The sequence below is a fragment of the Arthrobacter sp. 05T442 genome, from assembly GCF_056395945.1.
On sequence record NZ_JBFTKM010000015.1, the window covers coordinates 12835 to 32470 of the forward strand.

Annotated in this window: 16 protein-coding genes; 10 read left to right on the top strand and 6 right to left on the bottom strand. The window is 66.7% G+C overall.

The genetic code is table 11. From position 1 onward, the window contains the following. Window positions 1-12: 12 nt before the first annotated feature. Both AC1DES_RS14135 and AC1DES_RS14140 read right to left on the bottom strand, forming a co-directional pair. The gene (locus AC1DES_RS14135) at window positions 13-1305 is read right to left on the bottom strand and encodes an aminotransferase-like domain-containing protein (RefSeq protein WP_476896341.1); all 1293 of its coding nucleotides are present in this window, start codon (window positions 1303-1305) and stop codon (window positions 13-15) included. Window positions 1306-1457: 152 nt separating this feature from the next. Continuing rightward, on the bottom strand, window positions 1458-2021 hold the full coding sequence (locus AC1DES_RS14140) for an NAD(P)H-dependent oxidoreductase (protein ID WP_476896342.1): 564 nt from the start codon (window positions 2019-2021) through the stop codon (window positions 1458-1460). A 126-nt stretch (window positions 2022-2147) separates the two neighbouring features. On the opposite strand from AC1DES_RS14140, the gene AC1DES_RS14145 reads away from it, so the two are divergent. The 6 genes from AC1DES_RS14145 to AC1DES_RS14170 all read left to right on the top strand — a co-directional run bounded on the left by AC1DES_RS14145 (window position 2148) and on the right by AC1DES_RS14170 (window position 10190). Further along, complete coding sequence (locus tag AC1DES_RS14145; RefSeq protein WP_476896343.1) at window positions 2148-2840, top strand: TetR/AcrR family transcriptional regulator; 693 nt, start codon at window positions 2148-2150, stop codon at window positions 2838-2840. Window positions 2841-3016: 176 nt separating this feature from the next. Then, the gene (locus AC1DES_RS14150) at window positions 3017-4003 is read left to right on the top strand and encodes an ABC transporter permease (RefSeq protein ID WP_476896344.1); all 987 of its coding nucleotides are present in this window, start codon (window positions 3017-3019) and stop codon (window positions 4001-4003) included. 2 nt (window positions 4004-4005) lie between these two features. Further along, window positions 4006-4980 (top strand): ABC transporter permease, encoded by a 975-nt coding sequence (locus AC1DES_RS14155; RefSeq protein WP_476896345.1) that lies wholly within the window; start codon window positions 4006-4008, stop codon window positions 4978-4980. Continuing rightward, window positions 4977-7247, top strand: a complete 2271-nt coding sequence (locus AC1DES_RS14160; protein WP_476896346.1) for an ABC transporter ATP-binding protein — start codon at window positions 4977-4979, stop codon at window positions 7245-7247. The genes AC1DES_RS14155 and AC1DES_RS14160 overlap by 4 nt, the downstream gene beginning before the upstream one ends. A 42-nt stretch (window positions 7248-7289) precedes the next feature. Further along, window positions 7290-8996, top strand: coding sequence for an ABC transporter family substrate-binding protein (locus AC1DES_RS14165; protein WP_476896347.1), 1707 nt, complete (start codon window positions 7290-7292; stop codon window positions 8994-8996). A gap of 138 nt (window positions 8997-9134) precedes the next feature. After that, a complete protein-coding gene (locus tag AC1DES_RS14170) occupies window positions 9135-10190 on the top strand; it encodes a Gfo/Idh/MocA family protein (RefSeq protein ID WP_476896348.1) in 1056 nt (351 codons plus the stop codon). 103 nt (window positions 10191-10293) lie between these two features. Here AC1DES_RS14170 and ald read toward each other — a convergent pair whose 3' ends face one another. After that, on the bottom strand, window positions 10294-11412 hold the full coding sequence (gene ald / locus AC1DES_RS14175; protein WP_476896349.1) for an alanine dehydrogenase: 1119 nt from the start codon (window positions 11410-11412) through the stop codon (window positions 10294-10296). Window positions 11413-11646: 234 nt separating this feature from the next. Here ald and AC1DES_RS14180 point away from each other — a divergent pair, with 234 nt between their 5' ends. Next, window positions 11647-12867: a PucR family transcriptional regulator gene (locus AC1DES_RS14180; protein WP_476896350.1), complete on the top strand. Its 1221-nt coding sequence runs from the start codon at window positions 11647-11649 to the stop codon at window positions 12865-12867. 18 nt (window positions 12868-12885) lie between these two features. Here the strand turns inward: AC1DES_RS14180 and AC1DES_RS14185 are convergent, their stop codons facing one another. From AC1DES_RS14185 to ptsP, 3 genes are all read right to left on the bottom strand, one after another. Further along, complete coding sequence (locus AC1DES_RS14185; RefSeq protein ID WP_476896351.1) at window positions 12886-13158, bottom strand: hypothetical protein; 273 nt, start codon at window positions 13156-13158, stop codon at window positions 12886-12888. 74 nt (window positions 13159-13232) lie between these two features. Further along, complete coding sequence (locus AC1DES_RS14190) at window positions 13233-13655, bottom strand: helix-turn-helix domain-containing protein (RefSeq protein ID WP_476896352.1); 423 nt, start codon at window positions 13653-13655, stop codon at window positions 13233-13235. A gap of 63 nt (window positions 13656-13718) precedes the next feature. Next, on the bottom strand, window positions 13719-15404 hold the full coding sequence (gene ptsP, locus AC1DES_RS14195) for a phosphoenolpyruvate--protein phosphotransferase (RefSeq protein WP_476896353.1): 1686 nt from the start codon (window positions 15402-15404) through the stop codon (window positions 13719-13721). A gap of 173 nt (window positions 15405-15577) precedes the next feature. Between ptsP and AC1DES_RS14200 the strand changes: the two genes are divergently transcribed. Genes AC1DES_RS14200 through AC1DES_RS14210 form a run of 3 tightly spaced genes read left to right on the top strand, consistent with a single transcriptional unit; the run spans window position 15578 to window position 19490 of the window. Then, complete coding sequence (locus AC1DES_RS14200) at window positions 15578-16306, top strand: TetR/AcrR family transcriptional regulator (protein ID WP_476896354.1); 729 nt, start codon at window positions 15578-15580, stop codon at window positions 16304-16306. A 59-nt stretch (window positions 16307-16365) separates the two neighbouring features. Next, window positions 16366-18342 carry a PTS mannitol transporter subunit IICBA gene (locus AC1DES_RS14205; protein WP_476896355.1) on the top strand — a complete coding sequence of 659 codons (1977 nt, stop codon included), beginning with the start codon at window positions 16366-16368 and terminating at the stop codon, window positions 18340-18342. Next, a complete protein-coding gene (locus AC1DES_RS14210) occupies window positions 18342-19490 on the top strand; it encodes a mannitol-1-phosphate 5-dehydrogenase (RefSeq protein WP_476896356.1) in 1149 nt (382 codons plus the stop codon). Before AC1DES_RS14205 ends, AC1DES_RS14210 begins: the two co-directional genes overlap by 1 nt. The last annotated feature ends 146 nt before the right edge of the window (window positions 19491-19636 follow it).

Here is a 19636-nt window from a genome sequence, read left to right on the forward strand (position 1 = left end):
ACAGCCTGCACGCTACAGGGCGGCGATGGCGTCGCGCAGGACCGGCGCCAAACGCCGAACACCTTCGCGGATGGATTCAGGCGGCACGGCGCTGAACGCCAGCCGGATCTTGTTGGACGGTTCATCCGAGTGGGTGAATGCCGCGCCGGGAATGAAGACGACCCCGGCGTCGATGGCCTTCTTGAGCAGGGGGTAGGTGTCCACGCCTTCGGGCAGCGTGACCCAGACGAAAAACCCGCCCTCCGGGCGCGTCCAGCTCAGGCCTTCGGGCATGTGCTCCGCCAGGGCCGCGAGCATCGCATCGCAGCGTTCTTTATACAGGCCCCGATAGGTCTCGATCTGGCCGCGCCAGTCGTAGTCACGCAGATAGGCAGACACGAGCATCTGGTTGAGAGTCGGCGGGCACAGGGTCACCGCCTCCGAGGCAAGGTAGTAGCGGCGCTGAAGGTGCGCAGGAACCAGCGCCCAGCCGATCCGCAGGCCCGGGGCGAAGATCTTGGAGAACGACCCCATGTAGATGACATCGGCCGGGTTGGCTGCCCGCAGCGGGGTCAAGGGCTTGCCGTCAAAGCGAAGCAGGCCGTAGGGGTTGTCCTCCAGCACCAAAATATTCGCCCGGCGGCATATATCCACGACCTGCTGCCGTCGCTCCGCGGACAGGGTGATGCCGGACGGGTTGTTGAAGCTCGGGATCGTGTACAGGAACTTGACGTTCTTGCCCGCAGTCCGGAGCGCGGCGATCTTGGCCTCCAGCAGATCCGGAATGATGCCGTCCTGGTCCATCGGCACGGTCCCGACCTCCACCTGGTAGGCCTCGAACGTGTTGAGCGCCCCTACGTAGGTGGGATTCTCCACGAGGACGACGTCCCCCGGGTTGCAGAAGACCTTCGTGGCCACATCCTGGGCGGACTGCGAGCCCGCGGTGATCACAACGTTCGCAGGGTCGGCGTCGAGGATCCCTTCCGCCGCCATGACCTCGCAGATCTGGGTCCGGAGTTCCTCGGTGCCCTGGCCGCCGCCGTACTGCAGGGCGGTCAATCCCTGCTCGGCGATGATCCGTGCCGCTGTCTGTCCGAGCCGTTCCAGCGGGAGTGACTGAAGGTACGGGCTCCCGCCAGCAAGGGAGACAAGGCCGGGTCGCATCGAGATGTCGAAGACGTCGCGGACTGCCGATTGCTTGATATTTGCTGCGCGCTCCGAGAACAGGATCTCGTGGCGGTGGGCGGACGTAGCCGCACGTTCAATTGCATCTATTGCCTCGGCCGGGAGAACATCTGCGGCGGCATCAAGTGTTTCGTGGGTCACATTCCCAAGAATACAGGCCAGGTTGCCGCGGGGGAAACTTTTGTTCACGAATTGTGTCGCGCCCGCGCCCGCGGCGTCCCGCCCGGAACCGCGCCGCCCCCGGCAGCGGATGCTGGCGGGGGCGGAAAGCGGGGACCGGAAGGGCGGGAGTGCTAGGCTGCCTCCGCCGTCCGTGCCGCTGCCAGCGCCTCGAACACGCCCTTGATCTGCTCAACGACTTCAGCATCGTCCTTGGGGTGGGTCTCGGCGAATCGGACCATGGAGCCGGGGACTGCCAGCTTGACGTCCTCGAGCACCCGGGCGCCGGCGATGCCGACCGCCTTGCGGGCCTCGTCCTGTGCCCAGACCCCGCCGAACTGGCCGAACGCGGTGCCGACGACGGCGGTCGGCTTTCCGTTGAGGGCGCCGGCGCCGAAGGGGCGGGACAGCCAGTCGATGGCGTTCTTGAGGGAAGCCGGAACGGTGCCGTTGTGCTCCGGCGTGACCAGGAGGAGGGTGTCGGCCGCGTTGGCTGCGGCGCGCAGGGCTACCGCCGCCGCGGGGACCTGGCCCTCGACGTCGATGTCCTCGTTGTAGAACGGGATGTTGCCGAGGCTGTCGTGGATGAGTACTTCAACGTGCTCCGGCGCATTAAGGGCGATGGCCTCGGCGAGCTGGAAGTTGGTGGAGCCGGCGCGCAGGCTGCCGACCAGGGTGAGAACGGTGTTCTTGGACATGTGAACTCCTGTGCTTCGAGCCGCGGACGTTCCGGCGGCCGGATGGTCTTGGAGGCCTCTGGGGCCTTCACCAAGTCTAAACGGACTACGGTCCGGTTATTATTCCCCGGGGCTACAATAAGCCGTGTGAGCCTCACGCCAATTCACTCCGCTGCGCCGGGCGGTCCCCGGTCCGTTCCCATGCATGCGTCGCTGCCCGGCGCGCCGGGGAGGGCGCTGGGGGGCGCGCCCGGCGGCGTCCAGGCCGGCGCCGAGACCGAACGCCGCGATGCGGCTCGGAACCGCGAACTCCTGCTGTGCGCTGCCCGCGCCATCGTCGAGGAATCCGGGGCGGCAGGGCTGACCATGGACGCGGTGGCGCAGCGCGCGGGTGTCGGCAAGGGCACGGTCTTCCGGCGGTTCGGCAGCCGCGCCGGGCTCATGATGACGCTGCTCAGCAATGCAGAGGCCGACTTCCAGCGCCGTTTCATGTTCGGCCCTCCGCCGCTCGGTCCCGGAGCCGCCGCGTTGGACCGGCTGATCGCGGTGGGCGCGGAGCGCATCGACTGGATCCTGGAATTCGGTGAGCTGGCCCGGGCCGCTGATCAGTCCGTCCACAACCGCTTCGACGTGCCGGCTGCCGTCCTCTGGCACCGCCATCTGGCGATGTTGCTGGGCGAAGCCGGGGTCACGGCGGACCAGTCCCTCATGGCGTCGGCCCTGAGCGCGACACTGGAGCCGGAGCGGCTGTTGCACGCCGTCGGAGTGCGGGGGATAGCCTCGGAGCGGCTCGCGCAGAGCTGGCGTGAACTTGTCACACGGATAGTGCGCGGGGCGTAAATTGTCCCGGCAAGCACGCGGTAGCGCGCGAAGCGCAGATTAGCCCGGGAGACGGGGTGTCGCCAGGACCGAAGTTGTGAATAATTTAATCATCCGGGCGTGCAGCCAGGCCCCTCCAGCCCGGCACCCGCCGCCCGGAACCGCGCAGACAACGGCAATTCAGAACTAGTCGACTCATGCTCCGATATCTCGCAAAACGTGCCGTCACGTACGTATTCATGATCTTCCTGACCACAAGTGCCGGGTATCTCCTGGCTGTGAGCACGCTGCAGCCAGCGCTGCTGGAGCAGGAGCGAATTCCGCGGCCCACCCCCGAACAGGTCGTCAATTCCTTCCGGCTCAAGGGCCTCGATCCAACCCTCAGCCCGTGGCAGCGGTACGTCGACTGGCTCACGGGGGTCCTCACCCGGTGGGACTGGGGACGGAGCCCCAACGGGGCCTTCATCAACGCAGAGTTCGGCGACCGCGTGCTGATATCGACGCGTTTATTCCTGGCGGCGATCATCCTGACCCTGGTCATCGGGATCGCCCTCGGCGTGTACACCGCCGCGCGGCAATACAAGGCCTCGGACCGGGTGATCACCTCATACAGCTACCTGATGTACATCGTGCCCGCGCCCATCGCCTACTTCCTGGTTCAGCTCGGAGCCATCAGCATCAACGAGACCGTGGGCGGCCGCATCTTCTTCGTCACCGGCATCTCCACCCCGGGCCTGGACGGTGGCGGCTGGGCCCAGTTCGTCGACATGCTGGCCCACTATGCGGTGCCGACCTTCGCCATTACGATCGTGGGCTGGGGCGCCTACCAGATCGCTCAACGCCAGTACCTCCTGGACAACGTCAACGCGGACTTCGTCCGGACGGCGCGGGCCAAGGGCCTGACCCGCAACCAGGCGATTGCGCGCCACGCCTTGCGCGTGTCCTTCATCCCCGTGGCGCAGAGCATTGCGTTCACGATCCCGGCCATCTTTGCCGGCGGCTTCTTCGCGGAGAAGATCTTCGCCTGGCATGGCGTCGGCTCCTGGTCCATCGACTCGATCGCCCTGCAGGACGTCAATGCGGCGACGGCAACCCTCGCCTACGGCTCCGTGATATTCGCGATCGGGGCCATCCTTGCGGACTTCGCCACCACGCTTGTCGACCCCAGGGTGAGGGTGCGGTAGCCATGACGAACCTGAACGCCATCGACCCGGCCGCCGTCGTCGACGAAGCCAAAATAGAGAACGACGGCGTCGTCATCGCCAAGTCGAGGATCATCCTGCGGCGCTTCCTGCGCAACAAGACGGCCGTCGCAGGCCTCGTCATCTTCCTGGCCCTGACCACCGTGTCCTTTGTCGGCGGCGCATTCAGCAGCTGGGACAAGGAAACCATCGACCCGTTCAACATCGGCATGGGACCGTCCGCGGACCACCTGCTGGGCACCTCCCAGGCCGGGATCGACCTCTACGCCCTGACCGTGGAGGGCACCAGGGTCTCGATCCTCATCGGCCTCGTCGTGGGCCTGGTGTCGGTCCTGATCGCCGCGATCTACGGCTGCACCATGGCCTATTTCGGCGGCAAAGTGGACAAGGTCATGCTGTTCGTCCTCGAGGCCCTGATCATGATGCCGGCGCTGCTGGTCGTGGCTGTGGCAACAAGCGGGGGCGGTAACGGACTGAAGAACACCCTCCCCAGCTGGCTGCTACTGATCATCGTCCTGCTGGTCTTCAGCTGGATGGGCACTGCCCGCCTCATCCGCTCCCTCTCGATGTCCCTCATGCAGCGCGACTTCGTCAAGGCCGCCCAATACATGGGGATCCCGGCGCGCCGGATCGTGTGGCGACACCTCGTCCCCAACATCGGTTCGCTGCTGGTCCTGGACATCACCCGCGGGGTCACCGGCGCGATCCTCGCAGAGGTTGCGTTCTCCTTCATCGGCATCGGCATCAAGGTCCCGGATGTCAGCCTCGGTGTCCTGATCGGCCAGGCCACCTCCCAGGTCTCGACGTTCCCCTGGATGTTCTGGGTCCCGCTGGTCGTCATGTTCCTCTTGACCGGCTCGCTGGCCATGATGAACGACGGCCTGCGTGATGCATTCGATCCCAGCTCCAGCTCCATTGGCAGCGCCAGGACGAAAAGCGCTAACAAGAAGAACAAATGAGCAGCGACATCACCGCCAGCACCGGCGCGGCCGCCAGGGCAGCCGTGGAGCGCCTGCACGTGCGCGGACTTCACGCACCTACCGACGCCGTGCTTTCCGTCCGGGACTTGAACGTCCGATTCAACACGGAGAACGGCGTGCTGCACGCCGTCCGTGGCGTCGACTTCGACCTGATGCCGGGCAAGACTCTGGGCATTGTGGGTGAATCCGGCTCCGGCAAGTCCGTCACGTCCATGGCCATCATGGGCCTGCTGCCCTCCACGGCGGAGGTCAACGGCTCCGTCCGGCTGCTGGGCAACGAACTGCTGGGCCTCAGCGATAAGGCCATGTGCCGGTACCGCGGCAGCGACATCGCCATGGTGTTCCAGGATCCGCTGTCCTCGCTGACTCCCGTCTTCACGGTGGGAAACCAGATCATCGAGGCCCTGACGATCCACAACCCCGCCATGAGCAAACAGGCCAAGGAGGCGCGCGCCGTCGAGCTTCTGGGCATGGTGGGCATCCCCAGCCCGAGGGACCGGCTCAAGGCTTTCCCGCACGAGTTCTCCGGCGGCATGCGCCAGCGCGTCATGATCGCCATCGCGATCGCCAACAATCCCCGGGTGCTCATCGCTGATGAGCCGACGACGGCGCTGGACGTCACCATCCAGGCGCAGGTGCTTGAGGTGCTGCATACGGCGCAGGAGGAAACCGGCGCCGCCGTCGTCATGATCACGCACGACCTCGGCGTGGTCGCCGGGATGGCGGACGACATCATGGTGATGTACGCCGGCAAACCGGTGGAGACCGGCACGGTGGACGAGATCTACTACAACCCCCGCATGCCGTACACCATGGGGCTGCTCGGGGCGGTGCCGCGCGTGGACACGGCGGAGAAGACGTCCCTGGTGCCCATCGAGGGCGTCCCCCCGAACCTGGTCCACGCCCCTACCGGCTGCGCCTTCGCACCGCGGTGCCCGCTGGCCGGCGACGCCTGCCTGGCGGGCGAGCCGCCGCTTTGGCCGGTGCCCGGCATCGGGGAGCCGGCCCCCGGCAAGCACCGCTCCCCGGTGCCCGGCGTAGGGCGGCCCGGCGGCCACAAGGCTGCCTGTATCAAGACGGACTCGCTGGCAGGGGTGGATGTCCACGACATCTATGTCGCCCCCGCCGTCCCGGTCTCCCGCTTCGACGCCATCCCACGGGTAGAGCGGAAAGCTGTGCTGGAGCTCAGGGATGTCAGGAAGTACTTTCCGCTGATGAAAGGCTCGCTGATCAAACGCCGGATCGGCACCGTCAAGGCCGTTGACGGGCTGAGCTTCGACATCCGCGAGGGTGAGTGCTTCTCGATCGTGGGCGAGTCGGGGTGCGGGAAGACCACCACGCTGCTGGAAATCATGGAGTTCAACAAGGACCAGGACGGCGAGGTGGTTATCGGCGGGCTGAGCAACAAGGCGGCCGCCGACGGCAAGACCAAGGCGGCCATGCGGAAGGAACTCCAGATGGTGTTCCAGGACCCCGCCGGCGCACTGGACCCGCGCTTTACCGTCTATGAGGTCCTCGCCGAGCCGCTGGAAAACGCCGGAATGGCGAAGCCGGCCGTCCGGAAGCGGATCATGGAGCTCATGGAGCTCGTGGGCCTCCAGCCGGACCACGTCAACCGCTTCCCCAACCAGTTCTCCGGCGGACAGCGCCAGCGCATCGGAATCGCCCGCGCCCTGGCGGTGAACCCCAGGCTGGTGGGCCTTGACGAGCCCGTGTCAGCCCTGGACGTCTCGGTCCGGGCCGGCGTCATCAACCTGCTGGACCAGCTCCGCGCCGAACTCGGACTGAGTTACCTCATGGTGGCCCACGACCTGTCTGTGGTACGCCACATCTCCAACCGCGTGGCCGTGATGTATCTCGGCAAAATCGTGGAGATCGGGGATGTGGACAGCGTCTTCGATAACCCCCGCCACCCGTATACCCGGGCGCTGCTGTCCGCCATTCCCGTCCCGGACCCGCAGCTGGAACGCACCCGCGAACGCATCATCCTCAAGGGGGACCTGCCGTCGCCGCTGGATGCGCCCGCGGGCTGCAACTTCGCCTCCCGCTGCCCGGTCTTCGCGGCGCTGCCTCCCGCCAAGCAGGAGAAGTGCCTGACGCTCGAACCGCCGTTGGAAGGGGAGGCGGTGTCCGCGGTCGCCGGGATACCCGCCAGGCACCCGGACCAGCGATTCGCCTGCTTCTACCCCGACGGCGAACTCGACGCCGAGCTTCTGGTCGTCCACGAAGCCCACCGACTTTCCTGATCCGCACCAGCACTGTACCCCGCACCAAATGAAGGGAACGCCATGAAGAACCTGACCAGGATCGGCGGCGTCACCGCCGTGGTGGCGGCGCTTGCGCTGACCGCTTGTGGCGGCGGCGCGGCCACCGGCCCCGCGGCCGGCAGGGGCCAGGAATCGGGCGGCGATCTTGCCAAGCTCGTCAGCGTCAACGCCAAAGACGCCAAAGACCTGCAGCCCGGTGGCACCCTGACCCTGCCGCTGGGCGGCATCGGGCCGGATTTCAACGGATTCTCCAACACCGGCAACAGTGCGGACAACACGGCGCTGCACCGCCCGATCGACGAGGCCGGCACCTGGGGCTGCTGGAACTTCGACTTCGACGGCACGGCCACGCCGAACAAGGACTTCTGCGAGGACGTCAAGAGCGACGTCAAGGATGGCAAGCAGACCATCACCATCAAGGTCAACGACAAGGCCACTTTCAACGACGGCACGCCGATCGACGTCAAGACCTTCGAGAACACCTGGAAAATGCTCAAGGGTGACAACAAGGACATCGACATCGTCACCTCGGGTGCCTACGAGTTCGTCGATTCCGTCAAGGCCGGCGCGAGCGACAAGGAAGTCATCGTCACCACCACCCAGCCTGTCTACCCGCTGGATTCGCTCTTCACCGGCTTCATCCACCCCAAGGTCAACACGCCGGAACTCTTCAACACGGGCTTCACCGGTGACATGCACCCGGAGTGGATGGCGGGCCCGTTCAAGGTGGACCAGTACGACAGCGCAGCTAAGACGGTCACGATGGCCCCGAACGAGAAGTGGTGGGGCGCCAAGCCGGTCCTGAGCAAGGTCGTCTTCCGCCAGCTGGAGACCAGCGCCGCGGTCGCCGCCTTCAAGAACGGTGAAATCGACGCCGTCTCGGCCAACACGATCTCCCTCTACAAGCAGCTCGACGGCACCAAGAACGCCGAAGTCCGCCGTGGCCAGCGCCTGTTCGCCGGCGGCCTGAACCTCAACGCCCGGAAGGCGCCGATGACCGACGTCGCCGTCCGCAAGGCGATCTTCACCGCCGTCGACCGCGAAGCGCTGCGCAAGGTCCGTTTCAACGGTCTGAACTGGGAAGAGCCCAGCTCCGGATCGATGATGCTGCTGCCGTTCTCCAAGTACTACCAGGACAACTACCCCGTCAAGGAAACCGGCCCGGACGCCGCCAAAAAAGTCCTGACCGACGCGGGCTACAAGCCCAACGCTGCCGGCATCATGGAGAAGGACGGCGTTCCCGCCGCCTTCAAGATCAGCAACTTCGGCGACGATCCCACCACCCTGGCCTTCACGCAGACCCTGCAGAAGCAGCTGCAGGCCGGCGGCATGGACGTCGGAATCGACCAGCGCGGTTCCGCCGACTTCGGCAAGGTCATGGGCAGCCGTGACTTCTACCTGAGCGTCTCCGGCTACACCGTGGGCCCCGACGCGACGGATTCCGTCAAGCAGTTCTACGATTCCAGGACGAACGAGAACCAGCTGGGCGACGCCGAGCTGGATGCCGCCATCAAGAAGCTCTCCACGATTGCGGACAACACCGAGCGCAACAAGGCCGCGATGGACGTTGAAAAGAAGCACATGGCCAGGTACTTCTCCATGGGCGTCGTGATGAACGGTCCGCAGATCTCCTTCGTGCGCACGGGACTGGCCAACTACGGCCCGTCCCTGTTCAAGAGCCTCTCCCAGGTTCCGGACTGGACCACCATCGGCTGGGAAAAGAAGTAGCCCAACACTCCTTCCGACGCTCCCTCACCTGTAGCAGCTTTTTGGGCGACGCTCCCTCACCTTTCGAGGAAGCGTCGCCCGAATTGTTGCGAAATCTGAGGGAGCGTCGGCTGGGTGCGCGGGGGTAGCCTAGGAGCCATGACCACAGATTCCGCCGGGCCCATCCGCACCGCCGTGGCCGGATTCGGCCTCTCCGGCAGCGTCTTCCATGCGCCGCTGATCGCCGCGAACCCCGCATTCTCACTCGAGGTGATCGCCACGTCCGACGCCGCCAGGAAGTCGGCGGCGGCCACCCGCTACCCGGGCACCAGGATCGTGGACACGCCGGGGGACATCGTGGAGCTTGCCGGTGACCTCGACGTCGTGGTGCTCGGGACCCCGCCGGCCACCCACTACCCGCTCGCGAAGGCCGCGCTGGAAGCCGGGCTCGACGTCGTGGTGGACAAGCCCTTCACCGTTCACAGCGCCGAAGGCCAGGAGCTGATCGCGCTCGCCGCGCGGCTGGGCCGGGTCCTCACGGTGTTCCAGAACCGGCGCTGGGACGGGGACTTCCTCACGGTCAAGGGGCTGCTCGCCGGCGGCGTCCTCGGCACCGTCACCCGGTTCGAATCACGCTTCGAGCGCTGGTCGCCGGAGGTCGCGAAGGCCTGGAAGGCGGCCGCGACGGCGGATGACGGCGGCGGCGTCCTCTTCGACCTCGGCACCCACTTGCTGGACCAGGCCGTGCAGCTCTTCGGCCCGGCGACCGTCAGCTACGCGGAGCTCCGCGCGCGGCGTCCGGGGGAGCGCGTCGACGACGACGTCTTCCTGGCGCTGCGGCACGATTCCGGGACCATCAGCCACCTGTGGATGAACATGCTGTGCGCCCAGCAGGGCCCGCGGTACCGCCTGCTGGGCAGCGCGGGCGGTTACACCAAGCATGGCGTCGATCCGCAGGAACCGTACATCGTGGCCGGCGGCAGCCCGCTGGACGCCGAGTACGGCATCGAGGACCCGGACTGGGCCGGGTTGATCGGCCGGGACGGGCACCTGGACCTGCTGCCCACCGAGCGCGGTGCCTACCCTGAGTTTTACCGGATCCTCGCGGCCAAGATCGCCGACGGCGGGGCGGCGTCGACGCTGCCGGTCCCGGTGGATCCGGCGGGGCCCGTGGAGGTGCTGCGGCTGATCGAGCAGGCCCGGTCCCTGACCTGACGGGGGCCACGGGCTTAAACAGCAATCGACTGCTCCGTAACTGCCGTTTTGGGGGACCAAAAGGGCGGCTACGGAGCAGCCGATGCTCACGGCGAGGAAGTTGCTACGCGGAGACCAGCTGGTGCCAGTCAGCCACGAGAGGCAGGTTGTGCGCCTCGGACACGGAACGGTGGGCGACCTTGCCGGCGGCGATGTTCAGGCCGGCGGCAAGAGCGGCGTCGCGCTCGAAGGCAGCCTTGACGCCCAGGTTCGCCAGCGACACGGCGTAGCGCAGCGTGACGTTGGTCAGCGCATAGGTGGAGGTGTTCGGCACCGCGCCGGGCATGTTGGCGACGCAGTAGAAGATCGTGTTGTGGACCTTGTACGTCGGCTCCTGGTGCGTGGTGGGGTGGGTGTCCTCGAAGCAGCCGCCCTGGTCCACGGCGATGTCCACGAGCACGGAGCCGGGCTTCATCCGGGACACGAGCTCGTTGGTGACGAGCTTGGGCGCCTTGGCGCCGGGGATCAGGACCGAACCGATCACAAGGTCCGCGTCGACCACGGACTTCTCGATCTCGTAGGCGTTGGAGGCCACGGTCTTCAGGCGGCCCTGGTACTGGGCATCGAGTTCGCGGAGGCGGTTGATGTTGATATCCAGGATGGTGACGTCGGCGCCGAGGCCCAGGGCCATCGCGGCCGCGTTGGTGCCGGCAACGCCGGCGCCCAGGACAACGACCTTCGCCGGACGCACGCCCGGGACGCCGCCGAGCAGCACGCCCTTGCCGCCGGCCGGGGCCATCAGCGAGGTGGCGCCGACCTGCACGGAGAGACGGCCGGCAACCTCGGACATCGGGGCCAGCAGCGGCAGCGTGCGGCCCTCCTGGACAGTCTCGTAGGCGATGGCGGTGACGCCGGTGTTGATCAGCTCCTGCGTCAGTTCCGGCTCGGCGGCCAGGTGCAGGTAGGTGAAGAGGATCAGGCCCTTGCGGAACCGGTGGTATTCGGCCTTGACCGGCTCCTTGACCTTCATGACCATGTCCGCACGCGACCACACGTCGTCGGCTTCGGCAACGATTTCGGCGCCGGCGATGGCGTATTCCTCGTCCGTGATGCCCGAGCCCAGGCCTGCGCCGCGCTCTACGAGGACTTCGTGGCCGTGCGTGCGGAATTCGTGGACGCCGGCGGCCGTGATGGCGACGCGGAATTCGTTGTTCTTGATCTCTTTGGGGACACCGATGATCATTTTTTGGGCTCCATTTGTGGCGGCGTTATCGGCCTGGGTGTGCGGGGAGTTCGTTCTTCCAGAATAGGTCCGGCTGTGAGGCAGGCGACAGGCTCCGGCCCCGGGTGTGCGCCGGCACCCGGGTCTTTCCGGGGTTTTTGAAATCGTCAGGTAGACATATGTCGCGAGGGCAAGCGTCAGGTGTCGGCTGGTGTTGGTTCGCTCCCGGACGCTGCCGGGCAGTAGTCTGGCAGCATGCAGCAGCAGGATGTGGAGCAGCTCGTGGAGCGGGTGGCACTGAGGCTGGGCCGCGGGCTCTCGCTCGAGGATCTTGACGGGCTGCTCCTGGCGTACAGCTCCAATCAATCCCACGCCGACCGGGTCCGGGTGAACTTCCTGCTCAGCAAGCGGGTGCCAGCCGATGTCATTGCCTGGCAGCTCTCCCACGGGATCGCGACGGCGGTGCGCCCGGTCGTCGTTCCCGCCAACGAGGACCTCGGGATGCTGGGGCGGGTCTGCGTGCCGCTGCTGGTGCGCGGCTTCCGGGTCGGGTACCTGTGGGTCCAGCTGGACGCGGAAGAGCCCGGCGGGGCGACGGTTCTCGCCGAACTGCCGGAGGTGGCGCGCGAGCTGGAACAGTTGTCCGCCCTGCTGCTGGATTCGAACACGGCGGAATCGGAGTTCCGTCGTCGCCGCGAACAGGTGTTCCTCGCCGCCTGCGCCGGGGAAGCGAACGCGGTGGCCGCGGTGGCGGGCTGGAAGGAAGTGCAGGGCCGCGGGCCCTGGCAGCTTGTGACCGTCCTGGATGCCGACGGCTGGGCAGAAGGCTCGGACCCCATCGCCGCCACGCTGATCCACCGCTCTGCGGCGCTGCAGGCCACGATCGGGGTGGACGCGGCCCTCTTCAGCGCCGGCACTGAAACCCACGCCGTGGTGCTGTTCAAGGAATCCACCGGGCGTGCGGACCACGCCCAGGTGCTGGTCCACTACCAGCTGGAACTGGCCAAACGCGCCGGACGGACAGTCCGGCGAATCATCCTCGGTACGAGCGAAGGTTTCTCCAAGCCCAGGGAGATGGCCGAGGCCTACCGGCAGTCCCGGCAGGCGGCCCAGGCGGCGGCGGTGGATCCCCAGCTCGGGGAACTCGTTGACTGCCGCGCCACCGGCGTATACCAGCTCCTGGCCTCAGCTGGCGGGGGTGCCGGGGCGTGGGCGGACTCGGGATCCGTGTATTTCCGCCTCCTGGAAGACCATGACCGCAACGACGAGCTGCTGCCGGTGCTGGAACTGTTCTACGACAACGACAGTTCGGTCCAGGAGGTCGCGACCAAGCTGCACCTGCACCGGAGCAGTATTTACAACCGGCTGGGCAGGATCCGCCAGGTGCTCGGCGTCGATCCGCTCAAAGGAATGGTGCGGCTGGAACTCCATGCCGCGCTCAAGGCCCGGCGCTGGGCCGCCCGGCCCAGGATCTAGTACCGGCGGGTCCGGGCCCTACTTTCCGCGGCCTTCGCGCTTGGCGGTGTCGGGATCGAAGGCGAGGCGCGTGTCCTCGCCGCGGACGAGGGACTCGCCGTCGGGCCGGCGTGCGCCGCTCCGGCGTCGGCGGGCGGTCCGGCTGTCCATCCACATGGAGACCGCCACGAACGCGACGCAGCTGGACATGAAGGCTGCCGTGTTGTTCAGCCCCATGGCCGTTCCGAGAATGCCAGTGAGCACCATGGCGGCGATGCCTGCCACAATGTGCCACCCTCTGAACTTACCCACAATTCAAGCGTAACCCCCGGCTGATCCGCGTCTCCGCGCGGGACCGGGATCGTTGCTTGATCCTTATCACTGCGTCATGAAGCACCCGTGCCGCCGTCATCCTGGTGCGCCGTGGAGCCCTCTGCCGTTGTGGCCTTCTTCTGCGTTTCGAGCCATGCCATGATGTCCGCGAGCCGGATCCGCCGGTGCGTGCCCCGGTATTCCACCGGGATCTCGCCCCGGTCGGTCAAGTTCCGCAGGTAGGTGTGCGAGATTCCGGCCAGCTCCGCTGCCCGGGAGGTGGTCAGCATCTCCTCGACGCTGCTGACCGTCACCGCCTCGCCCCGGCCGAACCGGCCCAGCAGGTCCACGACGGCGTCCCTCGCCGCGGGCGGCAGCCGGTGCACCGTGCCGTCGACGAACACGGTGATGTCGTTGCTGCCGCTGAGGGCGTAGAGGAGTTTCTGCGCGTCCTCGGCGGACAAACCGGCCGTCACCCGGGGAGCTATCAATGCCATGGGTGCATCCTAGCTGAGCGGCGCCCCGGCCCTGGGGAAACGCCCCGCGGGTCGGTCCGCGCGTTAGAGGCCGAGCTCCTCAAGAATGGGGAGCTTCTCCCGGACCCAGGCCCGCGCCTCGGTGGCGCTTGGCGCGGAAAGTGCCAGCTTGGCCAGTTCCTGCGTCTCGGCCAGCGTCACGGTCTTCAGCACGGCGGCCACGGCCGCGATGGAACGGGCCGTCATGGACAAGGTGGTGACGCCCAGTCCGGTCAGGACGACGGCGAGGGCCGGGTCCGCCGCGGCCTCCCCGCACACGCCCACCGGCTTGTTGTGGCCTTCAGCAAGCGAGCCTTCAACCGTCAGGCCAACGAGCCGCAGGACGGCCGGCTGCCAGGGCGTGTTCAGGGCAGCGAGCGGGCCGAGCTGGCGGTCGGCGGCCATGGCGTACTGGGTGAGGTCGTTGGTGCCCAGGCTTGCGAAGTCAACTTCCCGGAGGATGGCCTCGGCGGTGAGTGCCGCGGACGGCACCTCCACCATGACGCCGGGGGTCTTGATCCCGGCCTCGGCGCAGAGCGATGCAAAGCGGGCGGCTTCCTCCGCCGTCGAGATCATCGGCGCCATGACCCACACGTCGGCCTCGGAGGCCTGTTCGGCCAGGGCGATTGCCTGCAGCTGGCGTTCCAGCACGCCCGGGGTGGTCCAGTCCGTCCGGTAGCCGCGGACACCCAAGGCAGGATTGGGTTCAGTTGCATCGGTCAGGAAGGGCAGCGGCTTGTCCGCCCCGGCGTCGAGGGTCCGTAGCACCACTTTCTTGCCCGGGAAGGCATCGAAGACGCCCTGGTAGGCCGCGGCCTGTTCCTCCACGGTGGGTTCGGTGTCCCTTTCCAGGAAGCAGAATTCGGTGCGGAACAGTCCGACGCCCTGGGCATTCAGGCCCGCGGCCGCCGCGGCGTCCTTGGCTCCGCCGACGTTTGCCAGGAGCGGAACGAGGTGGCCGTCCGCTGTCGTGCCCGTGCCGTCAAACGCGGACAGCAGCGACGCGGTGGCGGCCCAGTGGGCTGCGGCGGCGCGCTGGGATTCGTCGGGGTCCGCGGAAATGGTGCCGGCGGCGCCGTCGACGTAGACTTCGGTGCCGTCCGCGAGTTCGTCCACGCCGGCCGCGGCCACCACGGCGGGCAGCCCGAGCGAGCGGGCGATGATGGCGGTGTGGGACTGCGGGCCGCCGCCGGCCGTGACCAAGGCGAGGATCTTCTCCGGATCCAGGGTGGCGGTGTCCGCCGGGGCAAGGTCTTCGGCGATGAGGACGAACGGGGTGGCGGAGGCGGGGATGCCCGGCGCGGGAACGCCGCGCAGCTCGGCCACGATCCGGGCCCGCACGTCAAGGACGTCGGTGGCGCGTTCGGCCATGTAGCCGCCGAGGTTGTGCAGCATTTCCGAGACGGAGGCGCCGGCTTCCCAGATGGCCCGCTGGGCGGACGTGCCGCGGCCGATCAGCTTCGTGGCGGACTTCAGCAGCATCGTGTCGGTGGCCATGAGGGCCGTCGCTTCCAGGACCGCCTTGCCGTCGCCGCTGACGGTCTCGGACCGGGCCTTGAGCTCGTCGTGGACCTCCTTCGCGGCCGCCTTCAGCGCCGCGGTGGCCTCGTCCGCCGTGACGCCGGCCGGGAGTTGCTCGCCGGACGGCGGTTCGCTGATCGGTTTGGGCATCTGGCGGATGGTGCCGATGATGCGGCCGGGGCTGACGCCTACTCCTGGGAAGTTCTGCACTGAAGGTCCTCATTCTCTGCCGTGGCCGGAAGCCGGTTCGGGTGCCGCCGCTGATCCGGCTGATCATTTGTGCCCGCGGCTGACGGCTACGTCAGTCGGCGGATCGCGGTACCTGAAAAAATTGTATGTGATGCACTTCATATAGCGTTGCTATAGGTGCTAGGGTAGCGGTTATGAGTTTCGATGGCCAGCTTCCGCCAAAAATGCGACTGCTCCGTGCAGCTGCCGAGCTGCTGGCCAACTCAGGCGGAGCCGCGGTCTCCACCCGCCAGATCACCAAGCTGGCGGGAGTGACAGCCCCCACCCTGTATCACCACTTCGGTGACAAAGAGGGGTTGTTCGACGCCGTCGTCGCGGCCGGTTTTGAGGAATACGTGGCGGACGAACGCGACTTCGCGCCGTCAGGACAGCCGCTGGAAGATATCCGGCGGATGTGGGACAAGCACGTGCGGTTCGGCCTCAAGCAGCCGGAACTGTACTTGGTCATGTTCGGCAATATCCGCCCCGAGAGCCGCCCCGCCATCGTCGCCGATGCCGAGGCCCTCATGGAGGAGCTGCTGAACAAGGCGGCGGTCGCGGGCCAACTCAACGTCCCTCCCAGGGAAGCGGCCAGGTCCATCCTGGCGGCCAACGTGGGCGTGACACTCATGCTGATCACGGAGAAGGCGCCCGAGCGAAACCTCGAGCTCTCCGCCATGACCCGCGATGCCATGATCTTTGCGGTTTCCACGGAGCAGGCCCGGAACAACGGCCCTGAGGACACCGGGAAATCCTCAGTGGTCGTGGCCGCGATCGCCTTGAATGCAGCGCTCCAGGCGTCGCACTCGGACCAACTCTCCAGCTCGGAACTCAAGCTGTTCCTTGAATGGCTCCACCGAATCTCCACCAGCGCAACCAGCTAGCTTTCGCGAAATTATCGGACCATCCTGCGGTGCAGCAGGAATGACGGTTAGGAAATCACATGGCAACAGAGACAGTTGCGAAACCCCGTACCAGCATGCGGGTGGGCGTCCAGAAATTCGGGACGTTCCTCTCCGGCATGATCATGCCCAATATCGGCGCATTCATCGCGTGGGGCATCATTACGGCTTTCTTCATTCCGGCAGGCTTCACGCCCAATGCGGACCTGGCCAAGCTCGTTGGACCGATGATCACCTTCCTGTTGCCGCTCCTGATCGGCTACACCGGCGGCCGGATGGTCTATGGGGTGCGCGGCGGCGTGGTGGGTGCCGCGGCCACCATGGGCGTGATCGTCGGTACGGACATCCCAATGTTCATCGGCGCCATGATCATGGGCCCGCTGACCGCGTGGATCATGATGAAGCTGGAAAGTCTCTGGGAAAACAAGGTCAAGCCCGGCTTCGAGATGCTGATCGATAACTTCACTGCGGGCATCGTCGCCGCGGCCATGGCCATCTTCGGCATGCTGGTGATCGGCCCGGTCGTGAAGACCTTCAGCAACGGTGCCAGCTCCGTCGTCGAATTCCTGGTCAACAACGGCCTCCTGCCCTTCACCAGCATCTTCATCGAACCCGCGAAGGTCCTGTTCCTTAACAACGCCGTGAACCATGGCATCCTGACGCCGCTGGGAACCGAGCAGGCGCTGTCCCAGGGCAAGTCCATCCTGTTCCTGCTCGAGGCCAACCCCGGCCCGGGCGTCGGGATCCTGCTTGCCTACATGCTCTTCGGCAAGGGCCTGGCCAAGGCGTCCGCGCCGGGCGCCGCACTGATCCAGTTTGTCGGCGGCATCCACGAGATCTACTTCCCGTTCGTGCTCATGAAGCCCATCATCATCCTCGCCGCAATCGGCGGCGGCATGACCGGCATCTTCACCCTGGTGGTGACAGGTGCGGGCCTGCGCTCGCCGGCCGCTCCGGGCAGCATCATCGCCGTCTTTGCCGCGACGGCGAAAGACAGCTACTTCGGCGTGGCACTCTCCGTCCTCCTGGCCGCCACGGTGTCCTTCCTGATCGCCTCGGTGATCCTCAAGTCCAGCAAGGCCACGGAGGAAGACGACCTCGGCGCGGCAACCTCCCGGATGGAAACCATGAAGGGCAAGAAGAGCTCCGTCTCGTCGGCCCTCGCCGGAGCCGGTGCAGGTGCCGGCGGAGTTGCCGTTCTCGCCGGTCCGGTCCGGAACATCGTCTTTGCGTGCGACGCCGGCATGGGTTCGAGTGCCATGGGCGCGTCCGTGCTGCGGAACAAGATCAAGGCCGCCGGCTTCCCGGGCGTCAAGGTCACCAATTCCGCCATCGCCAACCTCAGCGACACGTACGACGTCGTCATCACCCACCAGGACCTGACCGAGCGGGCCCGGCCCGCGACGGCCAGCGCCGTGCACGTCTCGGTGGACAACTTCATGAACAGCCCGCGCTACGACGAAATCGTTGAGCTCGTCAAAACCAGCAACACCGAGACCGTGCCGGAGGCGGGTGCCGCCGTCGGTGGCGCGGATGCCGCGCCGGCCGCCGTCGAGACATTCGAGGCGGAATCCGAAACCGGCCCCGCCGGCATCCTGATGGCCGAAAGCGTCGTCCTGAGCGGCACGGCAACCACCCGCGACGCCGCGATCGACGAGGCCGGCCGGCTCCTCCTGGACCGGGGCGCCGTCGACACCGGCTACCTGGACGCCATGCACGAACGCGAGGAATCCGTGTCCACGTACATGGGCAGCTTCCTCGCCATCCCGCACGGCACCAACGCGGCCAAGGACCACATCATGAAGTCCGCGGTCTCCGTGGTCCGCTACCCGGACGGCATCGACTGGAACGGCAAGGAGGTCAAGTTCGTCGTCGGAGTCGCCGGCATCAACAACGAGCACCTGCACATCCTGTCCTCGATCGCCAAGGTCTTCACGAACAAGGCGCAGGTCGCGCAGCTTGAGGCGGCCACCACGGTCGAAGAAGTGCTGGACCTGTTCGGAAAGGTCAACTCCTAGTGAAAGCTGTCCATTTCGGAGCCGGAAATATCGGCCGCGGATTCGTGGGTCTGCTGCTGCACGATGCGGGGTACGAGGTGGTGTTCGCGGACGTCGCGGAGGCCCTGATCACCCAGCTCGCGGCAGCCGACAGCTACCAGGTCCACGAGGTGGGGGAGAACCCCACCGTCCGCACCGTGGACAACTTCCGCGCCTTGAACTCCAGCACGCAGGAGGCGGACGTCATCGCTGAAGTCGCGACGGCGGACATCGTCACCACCGCGGTGGGACCGCACATCCTCAAGTTCGTGGCGCCGGTGATTGCCAGGGGGATCGCCGCGCGGGCTCCCGGACTGCCGCCGCTGCAGGTGATGGCATGCGAAAACGCCATCAACGCGACGGACGTCCTGAAATCGGAAGTGGCGGACCAGTGGGATCCTGCCGCGGGCCCGCTCGATGCTGCCGCCGTGTTCGCGAACACGGCGGTGGACCGGATCGTGCCCAACCAGGAGGCCGGACAGGGCCTGGACGTCACCGTGGAGACGTTCTACGAATGGGTCATCGACCGGACCCCGTTCGCCGGCACGGAACCGGTAATTCCGAGCGCGACGTTCGTGGACAACCTGGAGCCATACATCGAGCGGAAGCTGTTCACGGTGAACACCGGGCATGCCTCGGCTGCCTACTTCGGCTTCGAGGCCGGCCTGGAGAAGATCTCCGATGCCATGGCCGATCAGGATGTTGCGGCCGATGTGCGCGCTGTCCTGGACGAGACCAAGGAGCTGCTGGTGGCCAAGCACGGCTTCAACCGTGACGAGCAGGAGGCCTACGTCCAGAAGATCCTGGGCCGTTTCACCAACCCTTACCTGCCGGACACCGTGAACCGGGTGGGCCGGGCGCCATTGCGGAAGCTCAGCCGGCACGAACGTTTCATCGGGCCGGCCGCCGAGCTGGCCGAACGCGGGATCGTCCCGGAGGCCCTTCTCGGTGCAATCGCCGCGGCCCTGCGCTTCACCGATCCGGCCGACGCCGAAGCCGTGGAGCTCGCCAGGATCCTGGCCGCCTCCACCCCGGAGGAAGCAACGGAAAAGATCACGGGACTGACTTCAGGGCACCCGCTGTTCCAGGCTGTCTGCGCACTGGTGGAAGAGGCCAAGGCGGTCGTCTAGCCCCCAACCCCAACGACCCTCCCTCAGCTGACGCTCCCACACAGACCCTCCCTCACTTCTAGTGAGGGAGGGTCTGTGTCTTTGGGGCGAAAAGTGAGGGAGGGTCTGTGTGTTTGGGGCGAAAAGTGAGGGAGGGTTTGGCTCTT